The organism is Novosphingobium lentum NBRC 107847 (assembly GCF_001590965.1).
GTDB classification, from domain to species: domain Bacteria; phylum Pseudomonadota; class Alphaproteobacteria; order Sphingomonadales; family Sphingomonadaceae; genus Novosphingobium; species Novosphingobium lentum.
Genome location: NZ_BCTW01000009.1, coordinates 174,878 through 200,242 on the forward strand (window position 1 = coordinate 174,878; position 25,365 = coordinate 200,242).

The 25,365-nt window shown below is 63.8% G+C and carries 21 protein-coding genes; 8 read left to right on the top strand and 13 right to left on the bottom strand.

Annotated features, from left to right (window positions below; all coding sequences use genetic code 11):
- Positions 1-14: 14 nt before the first annotated feature.
- From NL2_RS10120 to NL2_RS10130, 3 genes are all read right to left on the bottom strand, one after another.
- Positions 15-1,061, bottom strand: a complete 1,047-nt coding sequence (locus NL2_RS10120; RefSeq protein ID WP_068074317.1) for a DUF7146 domain-containing protein — start codon at positions 1,059-1,061, stop codon at positions 15-17.
- Entirely contained in the window at positions 1,061-5,380 is a 4,320-nt protein-coding gene (locus NL2_RS10125) for a strawberry notch family protein (RefSeq protein WP_068074319.1), read from the bottom strand. Before NL2_RS10125 ends, NL2_RS10120 begins: the two co-directional genes overlap by 1 nt.
- Positions 5,381-5,536: 156 nt before the next feature.
- Positions 5,537-5,974 carry an antirestriction protein gene (locus tag NL2_RS10130; RefSeq protein ID WP_068074321.1) on the bottom strand — a complete coding sequence of 146 codons (438 nt, stop codon included), beginning with the start codon at positions 5,972-5,974 and terminating at the stop codon, positions 5,537-5,539.
- Positions 5,975-6,212: 238 nt separating this feature from the next.
- Between NL2_RS10130 and NL2_RS10135 the strand changes: the two genes are divergently transcribed.
- Positions 6,213-6,572: a hypothetical protein gene (locus tag NL2_RS10135; protein WP_218006107.1), complete on the top strand. Its 360-nt coding sequence runs from the start codon at positions 6,213-6,215 to the stop codon at positions 6,570-6,572.
- A 6-nt stretch (positions 6,573-6,578) separates the two neighbouring features.
- Here the strand turns inward: NL2_RS10135 and NL2_RS10140 are convergent, their stop codons facing one another.
- The 5 genes from NL2_RS10140 to NL2_RS10160 form a co-directional block, all read right to left on the bottom strand.
- Positions 6,579-6,815: a DUF6117 family protein gene (locus NL2_RS10140; protein WP_068074323.1), complete on the bottom strand. Its 237-nt coding sequence runs from the start codon at positions 6,813-6,815 to the stop codon at positions 6,579-6,581.
- Positions 6,815-7,225 carry a hypothetical protein gene (locus NL2_RS10145; RefSeq protein WP_068074326.1) on the bottom strand — a complete coding sequence of 137 codons (411 nt, stop codon included), beginning with the start codon at positions 7,223-7,225 and terminating at the stop codon, positions 6,815-6,817. Before NL2_RS10145 ends, NL2_RS10140 begins: the two co-directional genes overlap by 1 nt.
- Before the next feature lie 69 nt (positions 7,226-7,294).
- On the bottom strand, positions 7,295-7,516 hold the full coding sequence (locus tag NL2_RS10150; RefSeq protein ID WP_068074328.1) for a hypothetical protein: 222 nt from the start codon (positions 7,514-7,516) through the stop codon (positions 7,295-7,297).
- Between the two features lie 58 nt (positions 7,517-7,574).
- Entirely contained in the window at positions 7,575-9,707 is a 2,133-nt protein-coding gene (locus NL2_RS10155) for a ParB/RepB/Spo0J family partition protein (RefSeq protein ID WP_068074330.1), read from the bottom strand.
- A 171-nt stretch (positions 9,708-9,878) separates the two neighbouring features.
- Positions 9,879-11,075, bottom strand: a complete 1,197-nt coding sequence (locus NL2_RS10160; protein WP_068074333.1) for a hypothetical protein — start codon at positions 11,073-11,075, stop codon at positions 9,879-9,881.
- Positions 11,076-11,347: 272 nt separating this feature from the next.
- Between NL2_RS10160 and NL2_RS10165 the strand changes: the two genes are divergently transcribed.
- Positions 11,348-13,231, top strand: coding sequence for a putative bifunctional diguanylate cyclase/phosphodiesterase (locus NL2_RS10165; RefSeq protein ID WP_245647645.1), 1,884 nt, complete (start codon positions 11,348-11,350; stop codon positions 13,229-13,231).
- A gap of 92 nt (positions 13,232-13,323) precedes the next feature.
- Here NL2_RS10165 and NL2_RS10170 read toward each other — a convergent pair whose 3' ends face one another.
- The gene (locus tag NL2_RS10170; RefSeq protein ID WP_068074336.1) at positions 13,324-13,704 is read right to left on the bottom strand and encodes a COG4315 family predicted lipoprotein; all 381 of its coding nucleotides are present in this window, start codon (positions 13,702-13,704) and stop codon (positions 13,324-13,326) included.
- A gap of 220 nt (positions 13,705-13,924) precedes the next feature.
- Between NL2_RS10170 and NL2_RS10175 the strand changes: the two genes are divergently transcribed.
- From NL2_RS10175 to NL2_RS10190, 4 genes are read left to right on the top strand one after another with little or no spacing between them, the layout of a single operon-like run.
- Positions 13,925-14,299, top strand: a complete 375-nt coding sequence (locus NL2_RS10175) for a DUF305 domain-containing protein (RefSeq protein WP_068074338.1) — start codon at positions 13,925-13,927, stop codon at positions 14,297-14,299.
- Between the two features lie 2 nt (positions 14,300-14,301).
- A complete protein-coding gene (locus NL2_RS10180) occupies positions 14,302-15,765 on the top strand; it encodes a YncE family protein (protein WP_068074340.1) in 1,464 nt (487 codons plus the stop codon).
- A gap of 20 nt (positions 15,766-15,785) precedes the next feature.
- Positions 15,786-16,316, top strand: coding sequence for an RNA polymerase sigma factor (locus tag NL2_RS10185; RefSeq protein WP_068074343.1), 531 nt, complete (start codon positions 15,786-15,788; stop codon positions 16,314-16,316).
- Complete coding sequence (locus NL2_RS10190; protein ID WP_068074346.1) at positions 16,313-17,089, top strand: anti-sigma factor family protein; 777 nt, start codon at positions 16,313-16,315, stop codon at positions 17,087-17,089. Before NL2_RS10185 ends, NL2_RS10190 begins: the two co-directional genes overlap by 4 nt.
- A gap of 85 nt (positions 17,090-17,174) precedes the next feature.
- Here the strand turns inward: NL2_RS10190 and NL2_RS10195 are convergent, their stop codons facing one another.
- Positions 17,175-18,266 carry a hypothetical protein gene (locus NL2_RS10195; protein ID WP_245647646.1) on the bottom strand — a complete coding sequence of 364 codons (1,092 nt, stop codon included), beginning with the start codon at positions 18,264-18,266 and terminating at the stop codon, positions 17,175-17,177.
- 268 nt (positions 18,267-18,534) lie between these two features.
- On the bottom strand, positions 18,535-19,089 hold the full coding sequence (locus NL2_RS10200) for a hypothetical protein (protein ID WP_068074350.1): 555 nt from the start codon (positions 19,087-19,089) through the stop codon (positions 18,535-18,537).
- Between the two features lie 96 nt (positions 19,090-19,185).
- Here NL2_RS10200 and NL2_RS10205 point away from each other — a divergent pair, with 96 nt between their 5' ends.
- Both NL2_RS10205 and NL2_RS10210 read left to right on the top strand, forming a co-directional pair.
- Positions 19,186-19,818 (top strand): hypothetical protein, encoded by a 633-nt coding sequence (locus NL2_RS10205; RefSeq protein ID WP_068074352.1) that lies wholly within the window; start codon positions 19,186-19,188, stop codon positions 19,816-19,818.
- Between the two features lie 19 nt (positions 19,819-19,837).
- Positions 19,838-22,816, top strand: a complete 2,979-nt coding sequence (locus NL2_RS10210) for a TrlF family AAA-like ATPase (protein ID WP_068074354.1) — start codon at positions 19,838-19,840, stop codon at positions 22,814-22,816.
- A gap of 9 nt (positions 22,817-22,825) precedes the next feature.
- Here NL2_RS10210 and NL2_RS10215 read toward each other — a convergent pair whose 3' ends face one another.
- Together NL2_RS10215 and NL2_RS10220 are read right to left on the bottom strand one after the other, a co-directional pair.
- Positions 22,826-24,094 (bottom strand): endodeoxyribonuclease RusA, encoded by a 1,269-nt coding sequence (locus tag NL2_RS10215; protein WP_068074356.1) that lies wholly within the window; start codon positions 24,092-24,094, stop codon positions 22,826-22,828.
- Positions 24,095-24,136: 42 nt separating this feature from the next.
- On the bottom strand, positions 24,137-25,365 hold a 1,229-nt coding region (locus NL2_RS10220), incomplete at its 5' end, for a PDDEXK nuclease domain-containing protein (protein ID WP_068074358.1).

Sequence of the window (25,365 nt, forward strand, 5' to 3'; positions counted from 1 at the left end):
GCCTTCCCTGCCGGCTATGCCGCCAGTGCCATGAAGCGCGCGACGTCCTGCGGTGCGAGCTGCACCCGCGCCGCTGCCCGCAGGCTTTCCATTCCCAGGCTGCGGAGATCCTCGTTAAAGTCGCCCAGAACAGGAGACACGGTGATCGCCTCGATCCCGGCCGCGTTCGCTCGTTCGATCAGCGTCGCCATCGCACCGTCTCCGGCCGGATCGTTGTCGCGCGCGATGTAGAGCCGGCGCAGCGTTTCGGGGAATGCGACGGCGGAGAGATGTGCTGCCGAGAGCGCCGCCGCCATGGCCATGTCGGGCAACACGCATCGCAGCGACAGCACCGTCTCGATGCCTTCGCCCGCCGCCATCACGTCGCCCGGTAGACCAAAGCGGACCGCGTGCCCGAGCAGGTCACCCATCGCCCGTCTTGGTGTGTCGATCGGCGCCTTGTCCGAGCCGTCGGGAGCGAGCCAGGTGCGGTGTGCGCCGGTGATCCGGCCAGCCAGATCGGTGACGGAGGCGATCATCGCCGGCCAGGTCTCGGTCGGGGAATGCTCGTCGGGCCGATAATAGCAACGGGGGTGGAAACGCAGTGATCCGGTTCCGTGCAAAGCCGTAATCGCACGTTCCCGTAGATACGCTTCCACGACAGTGCCCGAAATCGGCTGCGACATACCAACGAGCCGCCGCGCCGCTTCCGGCGATCCGGTTGGCGCCGGTGATTTGCGCTCGGCAGCATGCGGACTATCCGGTTCGGGATGTGGCAGCGACAGGAAGATGCGCGCCTCATCGGCGACGTCCTTGAAGTCGATCAGGCCGCAGCTCTCGCGGATGACGTCCAGCAAATCGCCATGCTCACCGGTCGCGGCGTCAGTCCATTTGCCGGCCGCACCCTTGCCTGTGTCGCCGCCTTTCAGCCGCACGAACATCGAACGACCGGGCGTGTTGCGGACGTCGCCAACCAGCCAATAGCGACCCTCGCGGTGACCGGAGGCGAGGTAATGACGGCAGACAGCCTCGGCCTGTCGGCCGAGCCGCTGCGCCAGTTCGGAAGCATCATGACGGGCCATCACGCTGCCTCCCGTTCGCCGATGCGCTCGACGGGATAGCGCTCCAGCACCTTGGCGAGGATCGAAGGGCCGGAAGCATCGGTCGGCACGAAGAAGCGCAGCTTCCACGAGATGATCTCGCTGAACAGGCCATAGGCGCGTAGGCGATCGCGCATCGCGTCCGTGAAGCCGCACAGTTCGATGCGGTTGGCGCCCATGACGCGGACGCGGCGGAGCTGCATGCCCTCGGCGATGTCGAGGATTGTGCGGCCATCGATCAACGCCGTGAAGGCGTTGTCCGGCGTCAGCGTGCTCGCCCCCGTCGCCAGCGCGCCCGCGACCCAGGCGGGGGAGACACGGCGGCCGATGATGCGCTCGCCCGCATCGGTCTGAAGCCGATAGACCCGCGTCGACTCGTTCGGCAGCCGCTTCCAGATCGGCAGCAACAGACCGGCGACGATGTGGACGGTGCTGTCGGCAAACTCCGACACCTCGGCGATCTCATCGGTCCAAGCCTCTGCGAAGCTGTTCCGATCCGCTTCCTCCCAATGGCTTTCGTCCATCGAGCGGAGGGTGGCGTGATGCTGCTCCATCGGACGGATCAGCGCCACGCGCCGTTCGATCTCGCCATCGTCGAGCATGATGGACGATGCCGGAACCTGTACGGCTGCGCGGCCGGAGCGGCCGTTGACCAGCAGCTTTGCGCGTGGATCGGCGAGAAGATCGAACGCCCCGTCAAGCAAGGTCGGGCGGTTGCGTTCGCGCCGGGTGATCGTGAGCAACTGCGTCTCGGCGCCGGTGCCCGGATGGACGTGGATGGTGCGACGGTCGGCGACGGTGAAGCTCTCGGCCTGGAGCGTCTCCAGCCCAAGGTCATAGACGCCGCTGGCGATCGCGCCCTCGATCTTGGCGTTGAGGAGCTGCTCGAACGCCGTGAACAGGATGCCCTGCAATCCGATGGTCAGCGCCAGCAGCCGGTTGAGGAAGGTGGTGATCGGAGGCAGCTCGTCCTTGATGCCGTTGTCGTCCATCAACTTGAGGCCGGTGGCGTCCTCGAACATCTGCAGCGAGCACCCCCCGACCTTGCCGCGGACCAGCAGCAGGTAAAGCTGACGCAGCGCATCGCGCGCATAATGCGATTCCAGATTGTCCTCGGGCCGGAACAGGCCTTGGCCGCCGGTCTGGCGCTGGCCGCGCGTGATCGCGCCCAGCGTGTCGAGGCGGCGGGCGATCGTCGAGAGGAAGCGCTTCTCAGCCTTCACATTGGTGGCGATCGGCCTGAACAATGGCGGTTGCGCCTGGTTGGTGCGGTTGGTGCGGCCGAGCCCCTGGATCGCGGCGTCGGCCTTCCAGCCGGGTTCGAGCAGATAATGGACGCGCAGCCGCTGGTTCCGTGCCGACAGGTCGGCGTGATAGCTGCGGCCCGTGCCGCCAGCATCCGAGAAGACGAGGATGCGCTTCTGATCGTCCATGAAGGCGGAGGTTTCCGCCAGGTTGGCGGAGGCGGCGCGGTTCTCGACGGCGAGGCGCTCGCCCTTCCTGACAATCCGGCGGGACCGGCCGGTGACTTCCGCGACGATGTCGGTGCCGAAGCGCTGGACTATCTGGTCGAGTGCGCCGGGCACTGGCGGCAGACTGGCGAGCGTCTCGATCAGGCCATCACGGCGTGCGACGGCCTCGCGGCTCTCGACGGGCTGTCCATCGCGATAGACCGGGCGCGACGACAAATTGCCCTCGCTGTCGGTGAACGGCTCATAGAGCTGCACCGGGAAGGAATGGGCGAGGTAGTCGAGAACATATTCCCTCGGCGTGATGTCGACGCGGACGTCATTCCATTCCTCTGTCGAGATCTCGGCCAGGCGGCGTTGCATCAGCGCCTCGCCGGTCGAGACGATCTGGATGACGGCGGCGTGGCCATCGGCCAGGTCCTGATCGATCGAACGGATCAGGGTCGGCGTCTTCATGCTGGTGAGGAGGTGGCCGAAAAAGCGCTGCTTGGCGCTCTCGAAGGCCGAGCGAGCGGCGGATTTGGCCTGCCGATTCAGCGTGCCGCTATCGCCGGTGATGTTGGCGGCCTGCATGGCGGCGTCGAGATGATTGTGGATGATCGCGAACGCCCCGGCATAGGCGTCGTAGATGCGTGTCTGCTCGGGGGTGAGTTGGTGCTCCACCAATTCATATTCGACGCCGTCATAGGAGAGCGAGCGAGAGGTGTAGAGGCCGAGCGAGCGGAGATCGCGGGCCAGCACCTCCATCGCCGCGACGCCGCCGTCCTCGATTGCCTCAACGAACTCAGCCCGTGTGGCGAAGGGGAAATCCTCGCCGCCCCAAAGGCCGAGCCGCTGCGCATAAGCGAGATTGTGGACCGTGGTGGCCCCAGTTGCCGAAACGTAGACGATACGCGCATTCGGCAGAGCGTGCTGGAGCCGCAAGCCTGCACGGCCCTGTTGCGAGGCGGCGACATCGCCGCGTTCGCCCCTGCCGCCGGCGGCGTTCTGCATGGCGTGGCTCTCGTCGAAAATGATCACTCCATCGAAATCGGCCCCCAACCATTCGACGATTTGCTTGACGCGCGAAAGCTTCTCCCCACGGTCGTCGGACCGTAGCGTGGCATAGGTGGTGAATAGGACGCCTTGGCCTAGCGTGATCGGCTTGCCCTGCGGGAAGCGCGACAGTGGCGTCACCAGCAAGCGTTCCATACCGAGCGCCGACCAATCGCGCTGCGCATCCTCGAGCAGCTTGTCGGATTTGGAGATCCAGACCGCCTTGCGACGTCCGCGCATCCAGTTGTCGAGGATGATGCCGGCCGACTGGCGGCCTTTGCCGGCGCCGGTGCCGTCGCCGAGCATGAAGCCACGGCGAAAGCGGACGGCGTTCTGGGCATCGTCGGGCGCTGCCGAGACGAGATCGAAGGTCTCGTCCACGGTCCAGGCCCCGGCGAGGAATTCGCCATGGGCCTCGCCGGCATAGATCACGGTTTCGAGCTGGGCGTCCGACAGGATGCCGTCGATGACGATGCTGGCGGGGAGCGTCGGCCGATAGCTCGGCTTCGGCGGTGCGACCGAGGCCATGGCTGCCGACTGGACCAGCTTGGTCGGGTGCGCCTGAGCGCCGGGAATACGGATCGCCTGAAGCCCGTATTCCTCATAAATGGCATCGGTCAGCCGGCCGCCTTCGGGCGGGGTCCAGTCGACGGTCTCATAGGCGAGTTCGATGCCTTCGGGTTCGGCGATGGTGCGGGCCGGCGACGACGCGGCGCGAGCGAGATAGCCGTGCACGGTCCGAGGCGCCGAAGCCGCAGATACCGTCTGCGGCAGTGTGACTGGCAGGCGCGGCGGGACCTGGGCTTCGATCCAACGGAGCAGTGTCGCGACATCGGGTGCAATGCCGGCCGACGGCGGAAACGCAGTGGGGTCTTCGGCGGGCACCTTGTCGATGACTGTCAGTCGGGTCTCGATGGTCGTGCCATGCTTGGCATAGACCGCACCGTCGATCGCCGCCGTGAACACGACACGTCCGAGCTCCTGCAGCCGCGTAAAAGCATCGCGCCAAGCCGGTAGCTCCGGTGCGAAGTTCGCGCCCGTAATCGTCACGAGCCGTCCGCCATCGGCCAGACGCGCCAGCGCCGAGGCGACATGGCGATAGGCGGCGTCGGCCATGCGGCCGGAGACATTCGCCATCACCGAGAAGGGCGGGTTCATCAACACGACGCTCGGCACGGCGGTCGGATCGAGATGATCATCGATCTGGGCGGCGTCGAACCGCGTGACGGGGATGGCCGGAAAGAGGGAGGACAGAAGCGCTGCGCGGGTGTCAGTCAGCTCGTTGAGCATCAGCGTAGCACCGGCGGCTTCAGCCAGGATGGCGAGCAGCCCGGTTCCGGCCGAGGGCTCCAGCACACGGTCGACAGGTGTGATGGCGGCGGCAGCGAGCGCAGCGAGGCCGAGCGGCACCGGCGTCGAGAACTGCTGGAAGGCCTGCGTCTCCTCCGAGCGGCGTGTATGCGTCGGCATCAGGCCGGCGATCTTGGTCAGCATGGGCAGACTGGCGGCCGGAGACCCGGACTTGCGGAAAACCGCCTTTCCGTATTTGCGCAGAAACAGCACCGTCGCCGCTTCGCAGGCCTCGTAGGCCGTCTTCCAGTCCCAGGCACCCGACGTGTCGGAAGCGCCGAATGCTGCCTCCATAGCACGGCGCAAGGTTGCGGCATCGACGGGCTGGCCGTGTTCGAGATGGGGGAGAAGGCGGTGGGCGGCGGCGAGGATGGCGGCCGGCACCGGGCTCGCGGCAAGCGGAGACGGCGCAGCCGGAACGGCCGCGGATGCGGAAGCAATGGTCATGAAGGGCACCTCGGGAGAGCGGGAAACGGAGGAGCCGACAGGCGCTCTCTCTCGACCGCACCGGCTCGAACCCGTCCCGGCGGACCTTTTCCTCTCTACCGCAGGCACGAAAAAAGCGCCTGACCGGGAGGCCAGGCGCTCAGTGGGTTCCAGCGCTCAATCGATCGCCTGGAAGATCTCGGCGGATTCGGTGTGGTCCGCCGCATAGTCGTAAAGGCGGCTGTATCCCTCTGACATCAGATTGACGGGGTATTGGAAGGAGAGATGGGAAAAGGCGAAGAGCGTCGCGATAATCCCTGCCGCCCCGGCGGATACCTCACCTTCATAGCCATTCGTGTCGCAGACGATCTGAAGTCGGGGCTTCGAGGCTGGCGCGAGGTAGAGCGGCTTTCCATCGCGCTCATAGAAGTCCCAGAGACCGCCTCGATAATCGCGCGGACTGAGGCGCTCCATGTGGTGATAGACCGTCATCTCTCCGATCAGGAGATGCTGACGGCCGAAGAGGGTCGGAAGGAAATCCATTCGGCGGGCATCCGGCACAAGAAGCGCGGAGCGGTCGAGCGGGTCTTCAGCGTGGGTTGACGTTTCGAACATGGGAGGCACCTCGGGAGAGCGGGGAACGGAGGAGCCGGCGGGCGCTCTCTCTCGACCGCACCGGCTCGAACCCGTCGCGGCCTGCTCTCGCTCTGGCGCGCGTGATGAACTTTTGACCGCTTCATCTTCCGATGGCGTCCGCGCGACGCTACACTCTCTCATCCAACAGATGGCGGGCGGCGGCCTCGCCGATCGAGGACGCGCGCGCTTCACCGAGCGAGGTCAGGGAGAGACGGATATGAAGGGAAGCGCGATCGGCATGGTGGCGGCGGTGTGCCTGGTGCTGGGCTTCGGTGCGGGTTTCGTGGCGCGACCGATGATCTCGCCGGGCGGATCGTCGGCTGCGGCCGTCGCCGGCGTCGCACAGCCAAGTGAGGAAGAAGCGATCGCCGCGGTCCGCCGCCACCGGCTCTTCACGGGAACGTCGCTCGCCAATGCGACGCTGAAGCTTGGCGATTGCTCTCCGGGTGGCGTCGGTCCTGGCGTGACGTGCATGACGCAGCTCACGATGGACACGACGCGGGCTAACGCCACACCGCAGAACCGGCCGATCGGCTTCGCGCGCGTCAAAGACCAGTGGGAAGTCGCGGTCTGGTAGCGGATATCAATCCGCGATGCCGTCACCGCCGTTCGGAGGCGTGTACGCCTCGTAGGGATCGCCGTCGGCGAGATGGCCGAATGGCATGAACACGTAGTCACCATCATCGCGGCCGACCGCGCAGATGACGTATCGGGCCTCTCCGGTCGCGGAGTCCGCGCACTCCATAAGCGCCAGGTTGCCATTGGCTGCGGCGCGCAGCAGCGTCTGAAAATTGTCGCGCGCATGGTCGGGGATGCTCATTACGCGCCTCCCGCAGCGAGTCGGTCGGCGAGCCAACGGCCGCTGCTCATCCATTCGACGGTCTGCCCCGTCGTCAGGTCGAGGACATGGGCGCCTCCCGAGAAGCCGTCGATGCGCCGCTCGGAGGCGACGCCCGCCCATTGGAATCCCCAGCATCCAGCGAGGCCGAAGGTCTCGGCGCACCGGGTCACGAAGGTGATGAGGAGCTGGGGGTCGGCGGTGCCGGGATCGCGCATCCAGAGGTGCGTGGCGCCATGTTCAGGCTCGATCGAGAGCAGGAACGGCTCGGCCGGAGGGTATTCTGTGGCGTTCTGCGCCATCAGGTTGTTGTAGATGTCGAGCGCGCGCGCGGCGTTCTCGACTGTGCCCACATCCAGCAGGCATGAAAAGCGTGTGCAATAGTCCGCCATGGCGGTCTCCTGAAACGAAAAGAGCCCGGCGCTAGGCCGGGCTCGAGGTGGATGAATGGGTTGGTGGGCTCAGTAGCCGAACTGCCAGGACGGCCATGCCTGGCCGTCGTCGGACGCGCGCACCGCCTCGTCGAGATAGGCGCTATCGCCCTCGACGACGGCGGGGTCACGCACGCGCGTTTCGTCGATCACTGTCACGCGGCAGACGAGGCCATCTTCGACCTCGACGTGAACGGGGACGAGATATTGGAAGACGACACGGCGTGGCGCATCGATGCCGGAGCTATCCATGTGACGATTCCTTGAGAAAGGTGGCGGGGAGCAATCGGTCTGCTCCCCGCCAAAGGGCCTATTCGGCGGCGATCAGGTCGGACGCGTCCTCGTCGGCCTCGACCACGTCGTCATCGTCACCTGCGAGGAAGTCCGGCAGCGCCTCGGCGTCACCGGCGTCACCGCCCTCAGGCTGATCGACAACATCAGCAAGACGCAGCGGTTCGGGCAGCCAGCCGCTGTCGGCCAGCAGCCGTTCGGCCTCCTTGGCCATGTCGCCCTTCTTCAGATGGTCGATGAGCTGCGCGGCCTGTTCGCCCTTCGCCTCGCGAACCGCTTCGAGGATGCGCGGCTTGGTCACGCGATTGAGGTAGTTGCCGAAGGTCGGACGCCAGCCGGCCTCCACCATGTCGAGCCCGGTCGCGCGGGTCAGGCGGTCGGCCTGGGCCAGCCGCATGTCGAGCGTATGCTGCGAAACGCCGCTGGAGCTGTGCGGATTCGGCCGCTCGTAGAGAGCGTTGACGCCGTAGCTGACGCAGTGCGCCAACAGCGCCAATCGGCTGGCGTCGTCGAGGCCTGCCAGCCAATCCCAGAGCGCGTCGTCGTCTTTCGGGATGTCAGCGGCCCAGGCGTCGTGCCGCTCTTGCACCGCCCGCGCGGACGGGCTGTCCGCCAGACTCTCGTCCTGTGCGGGGAAGTAGATGTGCTTCACCCCCGCTTCCATGGCGCCGTTATACATGCGGGTCATGAACCGGTCCGAGACGAGCTTGTGGAGCAGCGCCGTCATGGCGACGTGCGGGTTGTTCGCGACGGCGTCGCGCAGCGCGAGCGTGCGGTAGGCGGTCAGCTCGATAACGAGGCGTTCGGGCAGCGGCTTGATGGCGTCGTCTTCGTCGTCATCTTCCGGCTCGGAGGGCTGGCCGCCGATGGTGATGACCGCACGCTGCACGGTCGGGCCGGCGGGTTGGCCCGATACGCTATCGACCTCCCGCCCGCTGTCACCGTCGCCGTTGACCGGGATGGCCGGAACGTCTTCAGGACGGACAAATCCGCGATCGACCGTGAGCGAGCCGTTGGCGTCGATGCTAACGAACACGCCGGCGATGGCGATATCGGCCGACTCGTAGTGAACCGGGCGATCCTCGAAATTCGCGAGCGCGGTCTCGATTTCGCCCAGACGCTGATCCACCTCGTCCGGCAGTTCGTCGGCGTCCTGATACTCGGCTTCCAGCTTCGCCATCTCGGCGTTCAGCGCGTCGATGGTCGCCTGCTCGTCCGCCGTGATATCCAGCGGCGTGCCGGTGATCTCCTGCAGGCCGCGTGCGGCATCATACGGGAAGCTGACGGCCACCTCGATCCACTTCCAGCCTTCGGCCGCGATCGTCTCGGCTTCGGCCTTCAGCTTGTCGCCAACGAGGCGGTCGAGAAGGCCTACGTCCTGCAGCCAGCCGCCATCGTCGGACTGGAACAGGTCGCGCATGACGATGCCGCCCGCCGCCTCATAGGCCTCGATGCCGACGAAGACGGCACGCTTGTCGGAAGCGCGCACCGTCGTCTCGGTCAGCATACGCCGGATCTGATAGGGCTCCTTGGACCAGGCGTCCTTGATCGCGTTCCAGACCTGCTGGTGGCGCACATGGTCGTCGGAGACCGTGAACGCCATGAGCTGCTCCAGCGTCATGCCATCCTCGGCATAAACGTCGAGCAGCGCCTGAGAGACCGAGGCGAGCCGCAGCCGCTGTTTCACGACATTGACCGGCACGAAGAACGCCGCAGCGATTTCCTCCTCGGTCATGCCGTTGGCGCGCATGTCCTGGAAGGCGCGGAATTGATCGAGCGGATGAAGCGGAGCGCGCTCGATATTCTCCGCGAGCGAGACTTCCTCGGCGAGGATATCGCTGTCGCGGTCTCGAACGACACAGGGCACCGGCGCGATTTTGGCGAGGCGCTTCTGCTTGACCAGTAGTTCGAGGGCACGGAAGCGCCGGCCACCGGCCGGAACCTCGAACATGCCGGTCTCCACGCCTTCGGCATCAACGACGGGCTGGACGCTGAGGCTCTGGATCAGGCCGCGACGCGCGATCGAGGCCGCGAGGTCATCGATCGAGACGCCGGCCTTTACACGCCGGACGTTGGACTGGGACAGGACCAGCTTGTTGAAAGGGATGTCGCGCGAGGACGACAGGGTGATCTTCTGAACGGCAGTAGCCATCGGGGTAGTCTCCGCGACGGGCGCCGAGAGACTCTCTCTCAGCCCTAAACCCGTCACGAAGCGAAGCGCCGCCCTCTTCCTCTAAAGGGGGCAGCGCCAGGCAACGGAATTGGGACACGCGGAAGCGCAAAGCCGGAAACACGGAAAACCGCATTTCCGGCTTTGCTGAGGTCAGGCGGCTCGATCGAGCAGCTTCTTCGCCTTGCCCTCCATGTCGAGGCGAGCGTCCTGGTGCGGCTTGTCGCGCGCGACGGCGGTGATGCCCTGCACGAAATCGAAGATACTCTCGGGCGGGCGACCTTCCTCGGCGAGCACCGTGTCGATGATCTTGCCGGTCTCGGCCTTCGAGAAGCCGCGGCGGCGCAGGAAGTCGGTACGATCCTCATCGGTGCGCGCCACGATCCGCTCGCGGGCCATCTTGATGCCGTTGACGAAAGGCAGGGCTGAGGAATTGGCGAAGTTCGCCAGTGCCGGTGCGGCCTCATGGGCAAAGCGGTTGGCGGCATATTTGGAGTGGCGGATGGTGATCTCCTCGAAATCCTCCACGCCCCAGAGATTCCGGTTCTGGCAAACCGCGCGCAGATAGAAGCTCGCCATGCCGAGCGTCTTGGCGCCGACCTCCGAGTTCCAGCAGTAGAAGCCCCGGAAGTAGAGGTCGGGCGAGCCATCCGGCAGACGGCCGGCCTCGATCGGGTTCAGATCATCGACCAGAAACAGGAAGACATCGCGGTCCGAGGCATAAAGCGTCGTCGTATCCTTGGTGATGTCGACGCGCGGATTGTAAATGCCGGTCGACCAGTCCAGCACGCCGGGCACTTTCCAGCGCGTGTCACCGGTGCCGTTGCCGGCGATGCGCTGCACGGCCTCGACCAGTTCGTAGTCGTAGATACGGCCGTAGTCCGGGCCGGTGACGGCGCGCAGTTCGATGCGGCCGTTATCGGTTTCCAGGGTCTTAATCTGCTCGGCCCGATTGGACGTCAGGCCATATTGCAGGTTGATCGCGGCGAGCGGTGCAGGGAGTTGGCGTAGATAGGCGGCCGGCGCGCCGACCAGGCTGGCCAGTTGGCCGAAGCTCCAATGGGTTGGGGCGATGGGCGTATCCGTGCCTGGCAGGATGAGCGCCAACCGCTCCGGGTCGCTGCGGTTCGCCTCCACATGGATGAGCGCGCTTTCCACCACGCGCGTCCGGCTGTGGTCGGCACGGTCGCGAACAGCCCGAGCCAACTCGGATAGAGAAAGGTAGCGCTCGTCGGCCGGGCGCGAAAACCATTCGGACGAAACGCGGCCGATCCGCTCGCCGCGGCCGACATCAACCTTGTAGCCGCCGCTGGTGTCGCGGCGCGCGTCGAGAACTGAAACCTGGGTCATGGGACAAATCTCCATGACGGGCGCCGGAGACCTCTTCTCCAGCCCTCAACCCGTCACGGAAAATCCCTCCGCACTCTCACTCTCGGGGGGCGTTGCGGGGTCTCCCCGCAGAAGGGGTCGGACGAGACGCTAGGCTCGGCCGCAGGGGAAGGCTTTCCCCTCATCAAAGCGAAGTTTAACTCGAATTTTAGTATATCAATTACGCCGCCATTTACCGGGCACGGCTATTATAGTCGCACCTCTCGTCAAGTATGTTGTCAGGCGGATCTTCTTTGCTGCGCATCCAGAATGAAATACTCCGGATGATCGCAAACGGCGAACCGCTGACGGATACGGCGCGGCGGATCTGTGAACTCGTCGAAACTCAACTTCCGGGCACCGTCTGTTCGATCTTAACCGTCGACCGAGCAGGCCTGCTTCATCCCTTGGCGGCTCCCAGTCTTCCAGACGACTATTCCGCCGCGCTCGACGGCATGGTCATCGGCCCCGAAGTCGGCGCCTGTGGAACTGCTGCGTATCTTCGGCAGACCGTGGTGATCGAGGACATGGCCATCGACCCGCGCTGTGCGAAGTTTGCATCGCGTCTCGATGGTCTCGGCGTGACAGCCTGTTGGTCCATGCCGATCGTGAATGACGAAGGCAATGCGGTCGCGGTTCTGGGGCTCTATCACCGCGACGCGCACGTGCCCGACAGCACGGAACGGGCGTTGGCCGAGGCCTGCGTGGACCCCTGCACAATCGCACTTCGTCGCAACGAACGGATTGCGGCCCGGGAGCGGCGGGCGAATATCGACGCCTTGACTGGCCTGCCAAACCGGTCGGCCTTCGAGGCGGCGATGGCGAACATTCCCTGCGACGATGTCGGTTCGTGGGGGCTGTTCATCCTCGATCTGGACAATCTGAAGGTCGTGAACGACACGTTCGGCCACCTCGCTGGCGATGCGCTGATCCGGACCGCAGCGAGCCGCATCGCGCGCGTAATGGCGCCGGACATCACGTTCCGGCTTGGCGGCGATGAATTCGCCGTCGTCATGCAGGCGCCGGACGTGCTTAGCGATCTCGACGCGGCCGCAGCACGCATTTTCGCGGCGCTCGAGTTGCCGGCGCCGTGCGCTGGCCACATGGTGGTGCCGCGCGCGACGATCGGGGGAGCTGTGCTCGCGAAGGCTGAAGCGACGGCAATGGCCGTGAGCGAAGCCGCCGATTTTGCGCTTTACCACGCCAAGGAGACCGGACGCGGCGGCTTCGTGCGCTATTGGCCGGGCATCGGTAGTCGCATCACGCGGAGGCGGGATGCCATTCGAGATGTTGCCGAGGCGCTAAAGGACGATCGTATCGAGGCGCACTACCAGCCCGTGGTGCGCTTGGACACCGGCGAGATCATCGGTCTCGAGGCGCTTTGCAGAATGCGCACGGTCGAAGGTGAACTGATCACCGCTAGCGACTTCTATGAGGCGACGACAGACGCCCATGTCGCCGCAGAACTGACAGAACGGATGCTGGCCGCCGTAGCCGGAGATATCCGCCGTTGGCTGGATGGTGGAATTCCGGTCCAGCATGTCGGTATCAATGTTTCGATGGCCGATTTCTACACGGGCAGCGTGGCGAGAAAGCTTCAGGCCGCGTTCGGGCGCGCCGGTGTCTCGCTGAACCACATCATCCTTGAGGTGAGCGAAGACGTGTATTTCGGGCGACGTGACCGTGTTGTCGCGAAGGAGATCGAGTCTCTGCGCGCGGCTGGCGTGCTCGTCGCGCTCGACGATTTCGGAACCGGCTACGCATCGCTCACACATTTGCTGAACGTGCCGGTCGACATCATCAAGATCGACCAGGCGTTCGTTGCCCGGCTATGGCCAGATGACGCCAGCATGGTGATCGTTGAGGGCCTCATCGAGATCGCGCGCCGCCTGGACATTCGCGTGGTCGCCGAGGGCATCGAGACGGAAGTGCAGGCTAGCCAGCTTTGGGCGATGGGCTGCCAGCTTGGGCAGGGCTTTGCCTTTTCTCGCGCGGTAGGCAGCAAGGATATAGAGACGCTGCTGCGCAGACATGCGCAGGGAATTCCCGGGGTTACACCGCTGTTTGCAGGACAAGGGGCCGTGCTTAAGCAAACCGGTTCGGAATTACCCCTGCAACGCCGCGCGGCGGCAAGCTGAGCTTAGCGATCTGGCGTGACCTACGCGCCAAGACTCGCGTCGGCTGGGTCGGCCTGCCAGTGGACAGGAGCCGCTGACAGGCCGCGAAAGCCTCACGGCATGGCGACGTGCCATGCGCCATTCAGAAAGCCGTCGCCGGTGATGTCGCCCGGCTTGGCGTCCTTTACCCAGGTATAGAGCGGCCGACCGCGGTAGGCCCACTGACGCGACCCATCATCGCGGGCGATGACTGTGTAGCCGCCACTTGCCTGCGCATCGCCGGCCGCGGACAGAGGAGGCCAGTTGGCCGCGCAAGGGCCATTGCAGGCGGACTTTCCGTTGGCATCCTTGTCGAACGTGTAGAGCGTCATGCCCCGGTCGTCCGTGAGCGTGGGGCCCTTGGCGCTTTGGCCGGTTTTGGCGGGGTCGGCAGCGAAGGCCGGGCCGGACATGGCGATTGCGAGCATCGCGGCGAGTACGGTTTTAGTGAGCATGGTTGTCTCCGTGGTGAGGTTGTGACCGCCGAGAGACAATCGGGAAGCGCAATTATTCCCGCGCCGCCAGAATTCTTGTCGTGGATTTTTAAGGGGCAAGAAATTTTTCGGTCCGTTGGAATAAATCCGCCGCGGCGTTGTCTTCCGCTCCAACCCGGTAAATGGAGCGAGAAAAGCCATGAACATACGAACACGAGCGATTGCCGCCTTGGCGATCGTAATGGCATTCCCGCTTTCGGCGGCCGCGCAGCACGCTCATCACCAGCGCCCCGCAGAGGCCGCGTCGGCGCTTTCGGAGGAAGCCAACACATTCGTCGCCGAGAACGACGCGGCGATGGAGCGGATGATGGCGGCGATGCATGTGGCCCCCACTGGCAACGTCGATCAGGACTTCATCGCGATGATGATCCCGCATCATCAGGGCGCAATCGATATGTCCCGGGCCGTGCTGCGATCAAGCCGGAACGTGGCGGTGCGGCGGTTAGCGCAGGAGATCATTGTAACCCAGGAAGATGAAATCCGAGTGATGCGTCTCGCGATCGATCCTCCGGCAGCTGCAGCGCTCGCTGACGTGAAAACAGAACAGGATCGTTGATCATGAACCATCGTTTGCTCGCCCTCGTACTCGCCGGCTGCTCGCTCTTGTCGCTGGCGCCAGCACTGGCTGGTCAAGCTCCACGCGCAGCGTCAAGCGCCGACATCCCGATCAGTCGCACCGACCGGATTTATGCCGCTGACCAGTTCTCCAATACCGTCTCGGTGATCAGTCCTGCCGACAATCGCTTGCTCGGCGTCATCCGGCTCGGCGATCCGCAGCCCGCCAACCTAAGCCCACTCTATCGGGGGCAGGTTCTCGTGCATGGTCTCGGCTTCGCGCCCGATGGGAAGACGCTCGCCGTCGTGTCGATCGGCTCCAATTCCGTCACCTTCATCGACACCGCCACGAACGCGGTGAAGGCCACGACCTATATCGGCCGCTCGCCGCACGAAGCCTTTTTCACCCCGGACGGGCGCGAACTCTGGGTTACGGTACGGGGTGAGGACTATATTTCAGTAATCGACGCGGCGACCTATGCGGAGAAAACCCGCATTCGCGTTCCCGCCGGCCCGGGCATGCAGATTTTCTCGCCGAGCGGGGAGTATGGATATGTCTGCTCGTCGTTCACGGCGGAGACCGTCGCCATCCGACTGGCCGATCATCAGATCGTCGGGCGGATCAAACAGGACTCGCCGTTCTGCCCGAACATCGCTGCGAGCCCCGATGGCCGGCAGGTCTGGCTGACGCTGAAGGATATTGGCCGTGTCATGGTCTTCGACGCCAAGCCACCATTCAACGTCATTCGCACGATCGACACCGGGCCGCTCACCAACCATGTCAATTTCGCGCACACGATGACGGGCGACTTTGCCTATGTCACGGTCGGGGGCCTCAACACGGTCAAAGTCTTCCGCACCGACAATTTCGAGGAGGTTGCAGCAATCCCGGTTGGACAGCTTCCGCACGGCCTTTGGCCCTCCGGCGACGGAAGCCGCATCTATGTTGGCATCGAGAACGGCGATGCGGTCGCCGCGATCGACACGGCGACCAACCGGATCGTCGCGGAGATTCCGGTCGGCCAGGCCCCTCAAGCCGTGGTCTATGTCGCCAACGCAGTGCCCCAGGGCGATGGAACGACCGGGCTTCAGCCGCTCGGTGTCGCGGCGCAAGCGACCCATCTCACGCTCGGTCCGGTTAGCGCCTCTACGGCTTTGCGCGGTCGAACGAGCGTTTCCCTGTTCGATCAGGGTCTGACCCAGGTCCTTCAAGCCGCAGTGGCTGGCTTGGAGCCACGCAAGCCCTATATCCTCGGGCTGGCAGAACGGGCCGATGGTTCAGGGCCGATTGAGCCGCTCGCCAGCTTCATGACGACTCCGGCGGGCTCGGCGGTTGTGAACGCGGTGGGGCCTATCCGACAGGTGGTCCGGGACCGAACAGGCGGGCAGGCTCGCTATCTGGTCATTGTCCCTGGCACGGTTTCAGAGCATGGCGGTCCGGTCCAGGTCCAGTCGCGAGCCTCCTGAATCGGTGATCGGAGATAGCCATGCAGGACATGATGGCCCTGGTTGAGCCGCTGATACCGTCGCTGCGGCGTTACGCCCGCAGCCTGCTGCGCGACCAGGCGGGCGCTGACGACCTGGTGCAGGATTGCCTCGAGCGCGTGATCAGTCGTTGGCATCAGCGCCGCGCCGACGGCGACGCCCGTACATGGGTCTTCACGATCCTGCACAATCTCGCACTCAATCGGCTGAAGCAGAAGACGCGTCGCGGTCCGCATATACCGGTCGAGGATGTGAGCGAGGCCCTGTTCGCGACCGCTCCAGCGCAGGAAGATCACCTCCACCATCGCGCGGTTCTCGCCGCCCTCACGAAGCTTCCGGATGATCAGCGCAGTGTGCTCCTCCTAGTTTCTGTTGAAGATCTTTCATATGCGGAGGCCGCAGCCGTTCTCGGCGTCCCCTTGGGCACCGTGATGTCGCGCCTCTCGCGGGCGCGCCACCGACTCGCCGAAATCATTGAAGAAGGCCCGGGTCGATCAGCGACGACGGGAGCCACGCTCAGGAGGGTCAAATGAGCCGTCCGATCTCCGAAGACGATCTCAACGCATATATCGACAATGCGCTGCCCTCGGCCCGGCGCCTTGAGGTGGAAGCCTATCTGGAGCGCAATCCGGATGTAGCCGCCCGATATGCGGTGTTCGGAGTTCAGAGAGAAGCGCTCCGCTCGGCGTTGGGGCCGATCGCAGCCGAACCTGTGCCCCCACAACTCAATCTCACGCACCTGGTCGCTTCGCGACGCCGCCGCGACTGGGGCGGCTGGCGAGCCGCGGCAGCGGCCTGCCTTCTCCTTCTTGTCGGGGGCGCAAGCGGCTGGATGCTGCGGGGCGTCGGAACCGAACACGGCGTCGGCATCAATGCGTTGGCTCAGGAGGCCTCATACGCCTACGCCGTTTTTGGATCGGATCGCGGTCGCCCTGTAGAGATCGCCGCGGCGGACAGCGCCGCCCTGGTCCGCTGGGTCGAAAATCGCTTGTCGCGCCAGATTGCGGTCCCGGATCTCGCCGCGGCCGGATATCAGTTCATGGGCGGCCGGGTTGTCGCGACAGGAAACGGACCGGCGGGCCTGCTGATGTATGACGATGCGAAGGGCGGTAGGATTGCAATCCTGATGCGGCCGATGGTGCAGGACCAGAATGCATCAATGGCGGAGCATCGCGAAGGCGACGTCTTTGGTTATGCCTGGGCGGACAACGGCATGGGATACAGCCTTGTCGGTGGCAGCGACAACGCGAGTCTACTTCATCCTGTCGCAGACGAAGCGCGCAGGCAGTTCCGAGCGAGGACCTGACCTCCACTATACAGCTGGATTCCATTAGGCAGCCAGCACATCGGCCAGACTGCCGCATCGCGATTGAGTGGTAGGAGGGTCGAGTCTACAGATATTGCACGCCGCGATCGAGGAGATCGCTCATTACGTCCGTGCGCGGGCGGGCTCCCTGCAAGGCGACATTGACCAGCCCCCTCGCAACACCGCGCGCCAGACTCCGCGCCATGACGCGCTGCGCTGTGGAGACCTTCTGGAGTCCAGAACGTCCATGAACGAAGGTGCTGCGTAATTCGAAAAGGTCTTTGTAGGCCTCAACGCTCGCGCGATCGTTCAGAACGGCGGCAATGCGCGCGGCGACCCTGTCCGTCGCGGACGACACCTTCTTGTGGGGATCGGGCTTCGGGCGGAGCCACTTCTTGTGATCCATCTCTAGGCCGACCGCGGCTTCGATTGCGGTCATGTGCGCCATGACCTCATCCATGCCATCTGCGAGGAAGGCACGAACGAGGAAATGCGCGACCGGCGTCTCGAAGAGGCCGGTCGCCCTTGCAGCTTCCAGTTCACGCCACGCGCCATCGGTAAACAGGGCGAGTCCCGACGCGGCGTCGTCGTCGAGGCGCAAGGCGGTCGGCCGTTCAAGCTCGACGTCTTCGCCCCAATGGTCCTGGACAATCCAAGGCTCGAGGCTGAGGCTATCCGCGCTGGGGGGCGGCGACGGCCGAATGAACAAGTCATCGTCGACTGTATGAATCCACGGCACCCGGAAGCCTCTCCAGTCGACTTCCTGCATCGTCGACCACGTCTCCCATGGCGCCAGCAACAAGAAGAAAAGCGCAGCTTCGACCACCGGCGGGAACCGTCCGAGATGCGGATCGATCTCGCCGAAGTCCCGGTCGAACGTCATGTACATGAACGGGGAGGCGCGCGCCTCGGGCCGAGGATCGAGTTCGATCTCTTCCTCGACAACCAGCCAGTGGAATTGTGCCAGCCGCTTTACATCGAAAGGCTGGTTGTGAAAGTTGCGGGCAAGGCGCGGCGCGTCGAACAAGGCCGCCAGGTCGTCGGCGCTGAATTCTGCGACGCGGGCGCTGCCGAAGCTCATCATCGGTAAGTCGTCTGCAAGGTCGAGCGGGCACAGATGACGCCGGAAGGTGGTCTTGCGCTTGTAGGCCTCGTCGATCGCGTTCGCTGCGTTCACGGGGTCAAGGCTTAGGGGAGCACCGTTTTCTGGGAGATGACAGGGGAGCCCTAGGGAACGCAGCGCCGTGCTAAGCGCCCAAACCGGCTTCCCACCGCCATATTCTGATTGGCACAGTTCGCTCAGCGCGACGAAGCTTGGAGCGGCCAAAAGGTTGTCTGGCCCTGGTCGCGGGATCCGCCACAGGGCTTCGACTGCAGCGATCAGCGAAGTACTTGCCGCCATCAGGCCCGCCTAAGCGTGATGTGTGAGCAATCTGCCATGAACATTATGCACGTCGCAGCATCCGCTCGATGCGCACCCGCTGATAGCCGTGCGCATGCACATGTTGGCGAAGTTGACGGATATCGCGAACGCCAAAGGCTACGGCCGCCTTCAACGGGCTGGCGAAGGTCGCGTAATAGGACCATCGCGCGTCGGCCGGGAGCGGCGCGTTCTGACGACGATCGGTGAGGACGACATCGCGCGGGTCGCTGGCGTTGCGGAACGCGTGGAAGGTGATCCAGTCGGGCCGACGATAGCGCGCGGCCTTGCTGAACGGCACCGACTGCACTTTCACGTCGGTCTGATCGAGGACCCAGTCGCGCTGCTCCAGAATCTGGCGGACCATGTGGCCGACCATCTGCTTGACGCGATCGACGAGGACGTCCTCACGAAATTCGGCGAGGAGCTGTTCCTCGATACCCTCGACCGCCGGCTTGCTGAGCTGCGAGGCGGTTTCTAGCCGAGCGATATTCTCGGGTTGGGTCAGGAACGCCCATACGCGTTGACCCAGTTCGGTCTCATAGAGCGACGCGAATTTTTCGGGATTATAGGCAAACATGACAGCCCTCCTTTACCGGGCAAATATGGCCGGTTATAACTGCCTGTCAATGGGCGTCGGATAGATCCCTAACTGGGTTCACGGGAGGGCTGGGCTTTGGATTTTGAGGATCTCGTTACGGCACTTGCGCCGCCGCGCAATCGCGTCGGCAAGTCCGATGGCGATCACGAACACCATCTCTACGAGGGCGCGGTGATGATTGCCTATGCAATGCATCTACTCCGCACGGAAGGTGCGCAGCACGTTCGAATCCACCCTGATGGCGAGCACGGCAAGCAATTTGACTTTTCTGGCTGGTTGGAGCGCCGCCAGTTCCGGAAGATTTCGACGATAGGCACCACTGCTTATGGCGGCGGATACGAGAACGCCGCCGGGCAGACGATTACTGTCAATCCGAGATCGGGCCTGGGCGATGTCGTGGCCGAGGTCGGCGATCATGTCATCTCGGCCGAATGCAAGGGCGGCATCATCAACACCAAGCATTCCGGCCAGGTGTCACGGCTCTACAAGGGCCTTTGCGAGACGGTCGGAATGCTCATGGCGACACCGTCACAGGGCCGACAGGTTGCGGTCGTCCCCTTGACGCGCAGCACTTTGCGCTTGGCAGAGCGCCTGGCGCCCCGATGCGCCTTGGCTGGGATCGAGATCGCCTTGGTCAGCAGTCGTGGCGAAGTCATGAACGTGAAGTCGCCGCAAGGCGCCGAGCGCGCTACAAGCGCGGCCAAGTAAGAAGAAAGGTTCGGGGGAAATGCTGAGTCGGGGATCAGAGTGGCGGCGGTGGGAGCCGCATATTCATGCGCCGGGGACGGCCATGAACAACCAGTTTAGCGGACCCACGGCGTGGGAAGATTATCTGACGGCGCTTGAACAGGCGACGCCGACGATCGAGGCGATCGCGGTCACCGACTATTATGTCACGGACACCTACGAGGAGGTGCTTCGCCGCAGAAGCGCCGGCCGCCTGCCGCGCGCCAAGCTCGTCTTCCCGAATGTCGAGGTGAGGCTGGATGTGGCGACCGCCAAGGGCGGTTTCGTCAATCTGCACCTCTTCGTGAGCCCCGAAGATCCGAACCATGTTGAAGAGCTGCGGCGACTGCTGTCGCGTCTGCAGTTCAACGTCATGCAAGATCGCTTCGACTGCACAAAGGAAGACCTCATTCGCCTCGGCAAAAAGGCCGATCCGAACATCACCGATGATCGAGCGGCGCTGTCTTACGGGGCAAACCAATTCAAGGTGAATTTCCAGAAGCTGCGGGAGGTTTTTTCTGAAAGCGGGTGGGCAAAGAAGAACATCCTGATCGGGGTGGCCGGCGGCGCAAACGACGGCACGTCGGGCGTGCGGGAAGCCGCTGATCAGACACTTCGGCGCGAGATTGAGGGATTTGCCCATGTGATCTTCGCGAGCAGCGAGGCGCAGCGGGAGTTCTGGCTCGGCAAACGTGATCTGACACCTGCAGAGATACGGACTCGATACGGTGGCCTTAAGCCCTGCCTGCACGGCAGCGACGCTCATAAACTGGAAGACGTCGCCACCCCGTTCGGCGATCGCTTCTCATGGATCAAGGGTGCGCTAGAGTTTGACGCGTTGCGCCAGTCCTGCATCGATCCCGGCGGTCGGGCGCATGTCGGCGCGGAGCCGCCGGCGTCGGCCACGCCATCGCAGGTGATCGCGAAGATCGAAATCCTCGACTCGCCGTGGGCGGCTACACCAGTTATCCCGCTCAACCCTGGCCTGGTGGCGATCATCGGCGCCCGAGGGTCCGGCAAGACCGCATTGGCCGACATGATCGCGGCGGGGTGCGATTCGATCACCGACGAATCTTGGCATGCCGACGAATGGGCCAACCCTTCCTTCCTGGTCCGGGCCCGCCCGTTGATCGGCGAAGGCAAGGTGAAGGTGAGCTGGGCGGCGGGTGAGCCGAGTGTTCGGTCTCTCGACGGTTCGGACGCCAATGGGCCGTTTGCCTACGAACGCGTGCGCTATCTCTCGCAACAGTTTGTCGAGGAGCTTTGCTCGTCAAGCGGTCTGACCGATGGCCTGCTTCGCGAGATCGAGCGCGTGATCTTCGAAGCCCATCCTGACGAGGAACGCGACGGCGCGCTGAATTTCGAGGAGCTGCTGGAGCAGCGGGCGACGCGGCATCGCCTTGCGCGCGAGCGTGAGGCTGAGGCTGTCTCGCAAATCTCCGATCGGATCAGCACCGAACTTGAGAAGGAAAAGCTCGTTGCGACCTACGAAGGTCAGGTGGCGCAAAAGAAAAAGCTGATCGACGCTTACACGGCCGACCGCGCCAAGCTGGTCTCGGCCGGAAGCGAGTTGCGCGCGCAGCGGCATACGGCTCTGGCAGGGGCGGCGAACCAGGTGCGCGCGAAGCTGCGCCGGTTCACAGGCCAGCGTCAGACTTTCCTGGCGATGCAGGATGAAGTGAGGGACCTGCGACGAAATCAGGCTCCCGAGACGCTTCGGCAAGCCCAGACCCGCCATCCGAACAGCGGCATGTCGGACGAGCAGTGGGCGGCGTTTCTGCTGGATTACAAGGGCAAGGTAGACGACAACCTCGTTGACTATGTGAAATGGGTGGACGGCAAGATTGCCGAACTCAAGGGCATTGCGCCGCCCGCCGGCGACCCGAACATGCCCTTTTTCGCGGATGATACTGACCTCGCGGCCTTGTCCCAGGCCGTCCTTGACGCGGAAATGAGCCGACTGGAGAAGCTGGTAAGCGCCGACAAGGAAACTCAGAAGCGGTACACTGCTCTATCCGGCAGCATCGCGACCGAGACGGCGGCCCTTCAGACCCTCACCGATAAGCTGAAGGACGCGCAGGGCGCCAAGGACCGGGCGCGCGATCTGCAAACCGAGCGCGAGGAAGCCTACGGCAGAGCGTTCGATGCCCTGGTCGCCGAGCAGTCCGTTCTTGAAGAATTATACGCGCCGCTGATGGCGAGGCTGGCCGCGTCGTCCGGCACGCTGAAGAAGCTATCATTCTCGGTCGCCCGGATCGCGAATGTCGAGCAGTGGGCGTCAGAAGCCGAAGATGGGCTCATCGATCTGCGCAAGGGCGGCTCGTTCAGGGGCAAGGGCACTCTGCTTCAAAAGGCGAACGACGTCCTGAAAGCCGGGTGGGAGACCGGCGATTCCGCCGCTGTGCGTACAGCGATGGCGGAGTTCCGCCGGCTCTACCAAAAGGATTTGCTCGAGCACTCGCCGGTCGCTCACACCGACCAAGCCGAGTTCCGTGCATGGTCGAAGCGCTTTGCGCAGTGGCTGTTCAGCACGGACCATATCTCGATCCGGTACGGCATCGACTATGACGGCGTCGACATTCGGAAGTTGTCGCCTGGCACGCGCGGGATCGTCCTATTGCTGCTGTATCTGGCCCTCGACGACAGCGATGATCGCCCGCTCGTGATTGATCAGCCGGAAGAGAATCTCGACCCGAAGTCAGTGTTCGACGAGCTGGTCCATTTGTTTGTGGACGCCAAGGCGCACCGTCAGGTGATCATGGTGACGCACAATGCCAACCTGGTGATCAATACCGACGCAGACCAGATCATTATCGCTGAGTCTGGTCCGCATCCGCACGGCGCGCTGCCTCCGATCACCTACACGTCTGGCGGTCTCGAAAGTGCCTCGATTAGGGAAGCGGTGTGCAACATCTTGGAAGGCGGCGAAGGCGCGTTTCAAGAGCGCGCTCGCAGACTTCGGGTCAGGTTGGAGCGCTAGAGCTCGCGGCTATCGGCGCCGCCGACGTCGCCAGGAAGGCCGGCCATCGTTCGACAGATTGTCTCGCCACTCGCTGATCTGATCGTCCATCTGCCGCATCAAATCGCCCTTGGCGTCGATGTCAGCGACGAGGGCGACGCTGACGAAGCCCGGTTCGCCCTCGACTGCCGGCAAGCGCCAGACTTCGTACCGCGTGACGCCATTTCTCGTTCCGGCCGGCGGTGTCGGGGTTGGCCCCCATGCGTCGGCGAGCTTCGGGTCGCGGGCGCGTAGTTCGGCGAAGTCGATTGTCCATCGGTGGTCGGAGACCGTGCCGAAGGCCGGGACGATACCGGGTATCAGATAGTCCCGAACGATATTATCGAGGTCATGCAGGACCGCTGGCGGGGTCTTGGGGTTGGGTCGAACGACGACTTCGAGCGCAACAGCGACCACTAACGGGCTAATGATCCAGTCCCAGCGTTTTTTGAAGGCGGCGATTTCAGCCGCCACCGTCTGCCTGAAGGCCGACGATCCGCCGGCTACGATCGGGAGCTCGCCGACCTGAAGCCGCAGCTTCGAGTCGCCGACCAAACTGGACCACATGGTTTTGTCGAGCCCGGTGGGAAGGCCTCGCGGAAGTCCGTACATCCAGCCAAGGACAGCGATGTCGACGCCGCTGCGACCGAGGAGCGCGCGTTGCGCGCTCCAGCGGACCATCTCTCGATACGCTTCGTACATTTTGTCGCCCAGCGCTTTGCGCTGGCCTTTTTCGTCTCGAACGAGATCCCGGAACGTATCGATCCACTCACCTTCGCGCTCTCGCTCATAGTAGGACTGCATGGTCTCGGCAGCCTGCAGAGCCTTTGCCGCGAGTTCTAGATCGTCGAGCATAGCGGTGAAGGGCCTGGCTTCGATGCGAATGTTGGGACGGTCTTCGCCGTGGCGACACAGCACCGACAGCGCCTGGATCTGGCTGTCGTCGGCGTACAGGAGGCTCTTCTTCGGCCAATCTACGCCATCCATCCGCTGGCCGAGGAGGTCCAGAATGTTCTTGGCGATCGTATGCGCGTGCGGAGGGGACTTGCTGGCTGTGGCGAGGTCCAGCTGGAGTGCAACGTCGCCTCTGAAGGTGCTGCGCTTGATCGAGGTGAGCTGTTCGGCGACCGCTGCTTGAAAAGCCGCGCGATCCGCGGCTGACATCTTCTTCGACTGCGGCTCGATGTCGTCGATGTTGATATGGATGCGTCGTTCGCGCCGTGATTGGTATCGGGCGGATGCGCCAGCGTCGCTTGCCATGAAACTCCTGAAATCGCTCAACGCTTTCTACAACCTCACGCCTCAGTCATCGCTGCCTACAGTCCTCAGTTCGGCTAGGAAAACCGTGCCGATCGCGACCGCCCGCTTTGCTGCTTCTGCATCGACGTCCACGCCGTGTGAAGCCTCGTTCATGACCCGTAGGGAACCAAGCATCTGCTCGGTGCTGGCGGGAGCCAATCCCTGCCGCTGCAAGTCGCGCAGCATGTTCATGATGCCGACCGGGCGGGTCGCGAGAATCCCCCTCGCTGCAGCGAGGTCACGAAGCGCACGCTCAATCTCGATGCGGAGTTTGACCACTGACATGAGCGGAAACTCGCGTGCGAACTCCTCGATCGTCGGAAGATCCCGCTCCAATTGTGAAGGAAGGGCCTGCGACAGATGGTATTGGGCGACGCCCATGGGCTTGCTGGAGTCGCGAAGCGCGTACTCCACGATCACCTCGTTGCGCCCCTTGCACAGGATGATGCCGATGGTTGGCGCGTCGTCCGGGTGGCGAAGCTGATCATCGACGGCCGACAGATAGAAATTCATCTTGCCAGCGAATTCTGGTTTGAAGTCCTCGATTTTCAGCTCGATCACCACGAAACACCGCAGGCGCAGGTGATAGAACAGCAGATCGAGATAGTAATCTTGGCCCCCGACCTCGAGATGGTACTGGCTGCCGACGAAGGCGAAGCCTTTGCCAAGTTCCAGAATCAGCGATCGGAGATGTTCAATCAGCCCGCGCTCAAGATCGCGCTCCAACATTTCTGGGCCGAGCGCCAGGAAGTCGAACGTGTAGGGGTCTTTGAGGATTTGCTGAGCGAGTTCCGACTGCTCGGCTGGCAGAGTGCGTGAGAAATTCGTCAGCGCGCTGCCCTGACGGGCAAACAGATTGCTGCCAATCTGGTGTACCAGGACATTGCGGCTCCATCCGTGCTCAATCGCCTGTCGCGCATACCAGGCACGCTCCTCATGTGTTTTGACGGCATCGAGGAGGCGCACGTTATGACCCCAGGGCAATAGTGCAACGACCTGTTGCACAAACTCGTCGTCGGGCCAGGCCTCGGCGAAAGCCCGCATATATTTCAGATTTCGAGCCGAGAGCCCGGTCATCTCGGGGAAGGCCCGACCAAGATCCTCGGCCAGCCGGTCGATGACCTTGGTGCCCCAACCCTCGCGCTCCTGCCGACCCAGGATGTCGCGGCCGATGGTCCAATAGAGGAGGATAAGCTCTCGATTGACCGACAGGCCAGCACGATGCCGCGCCT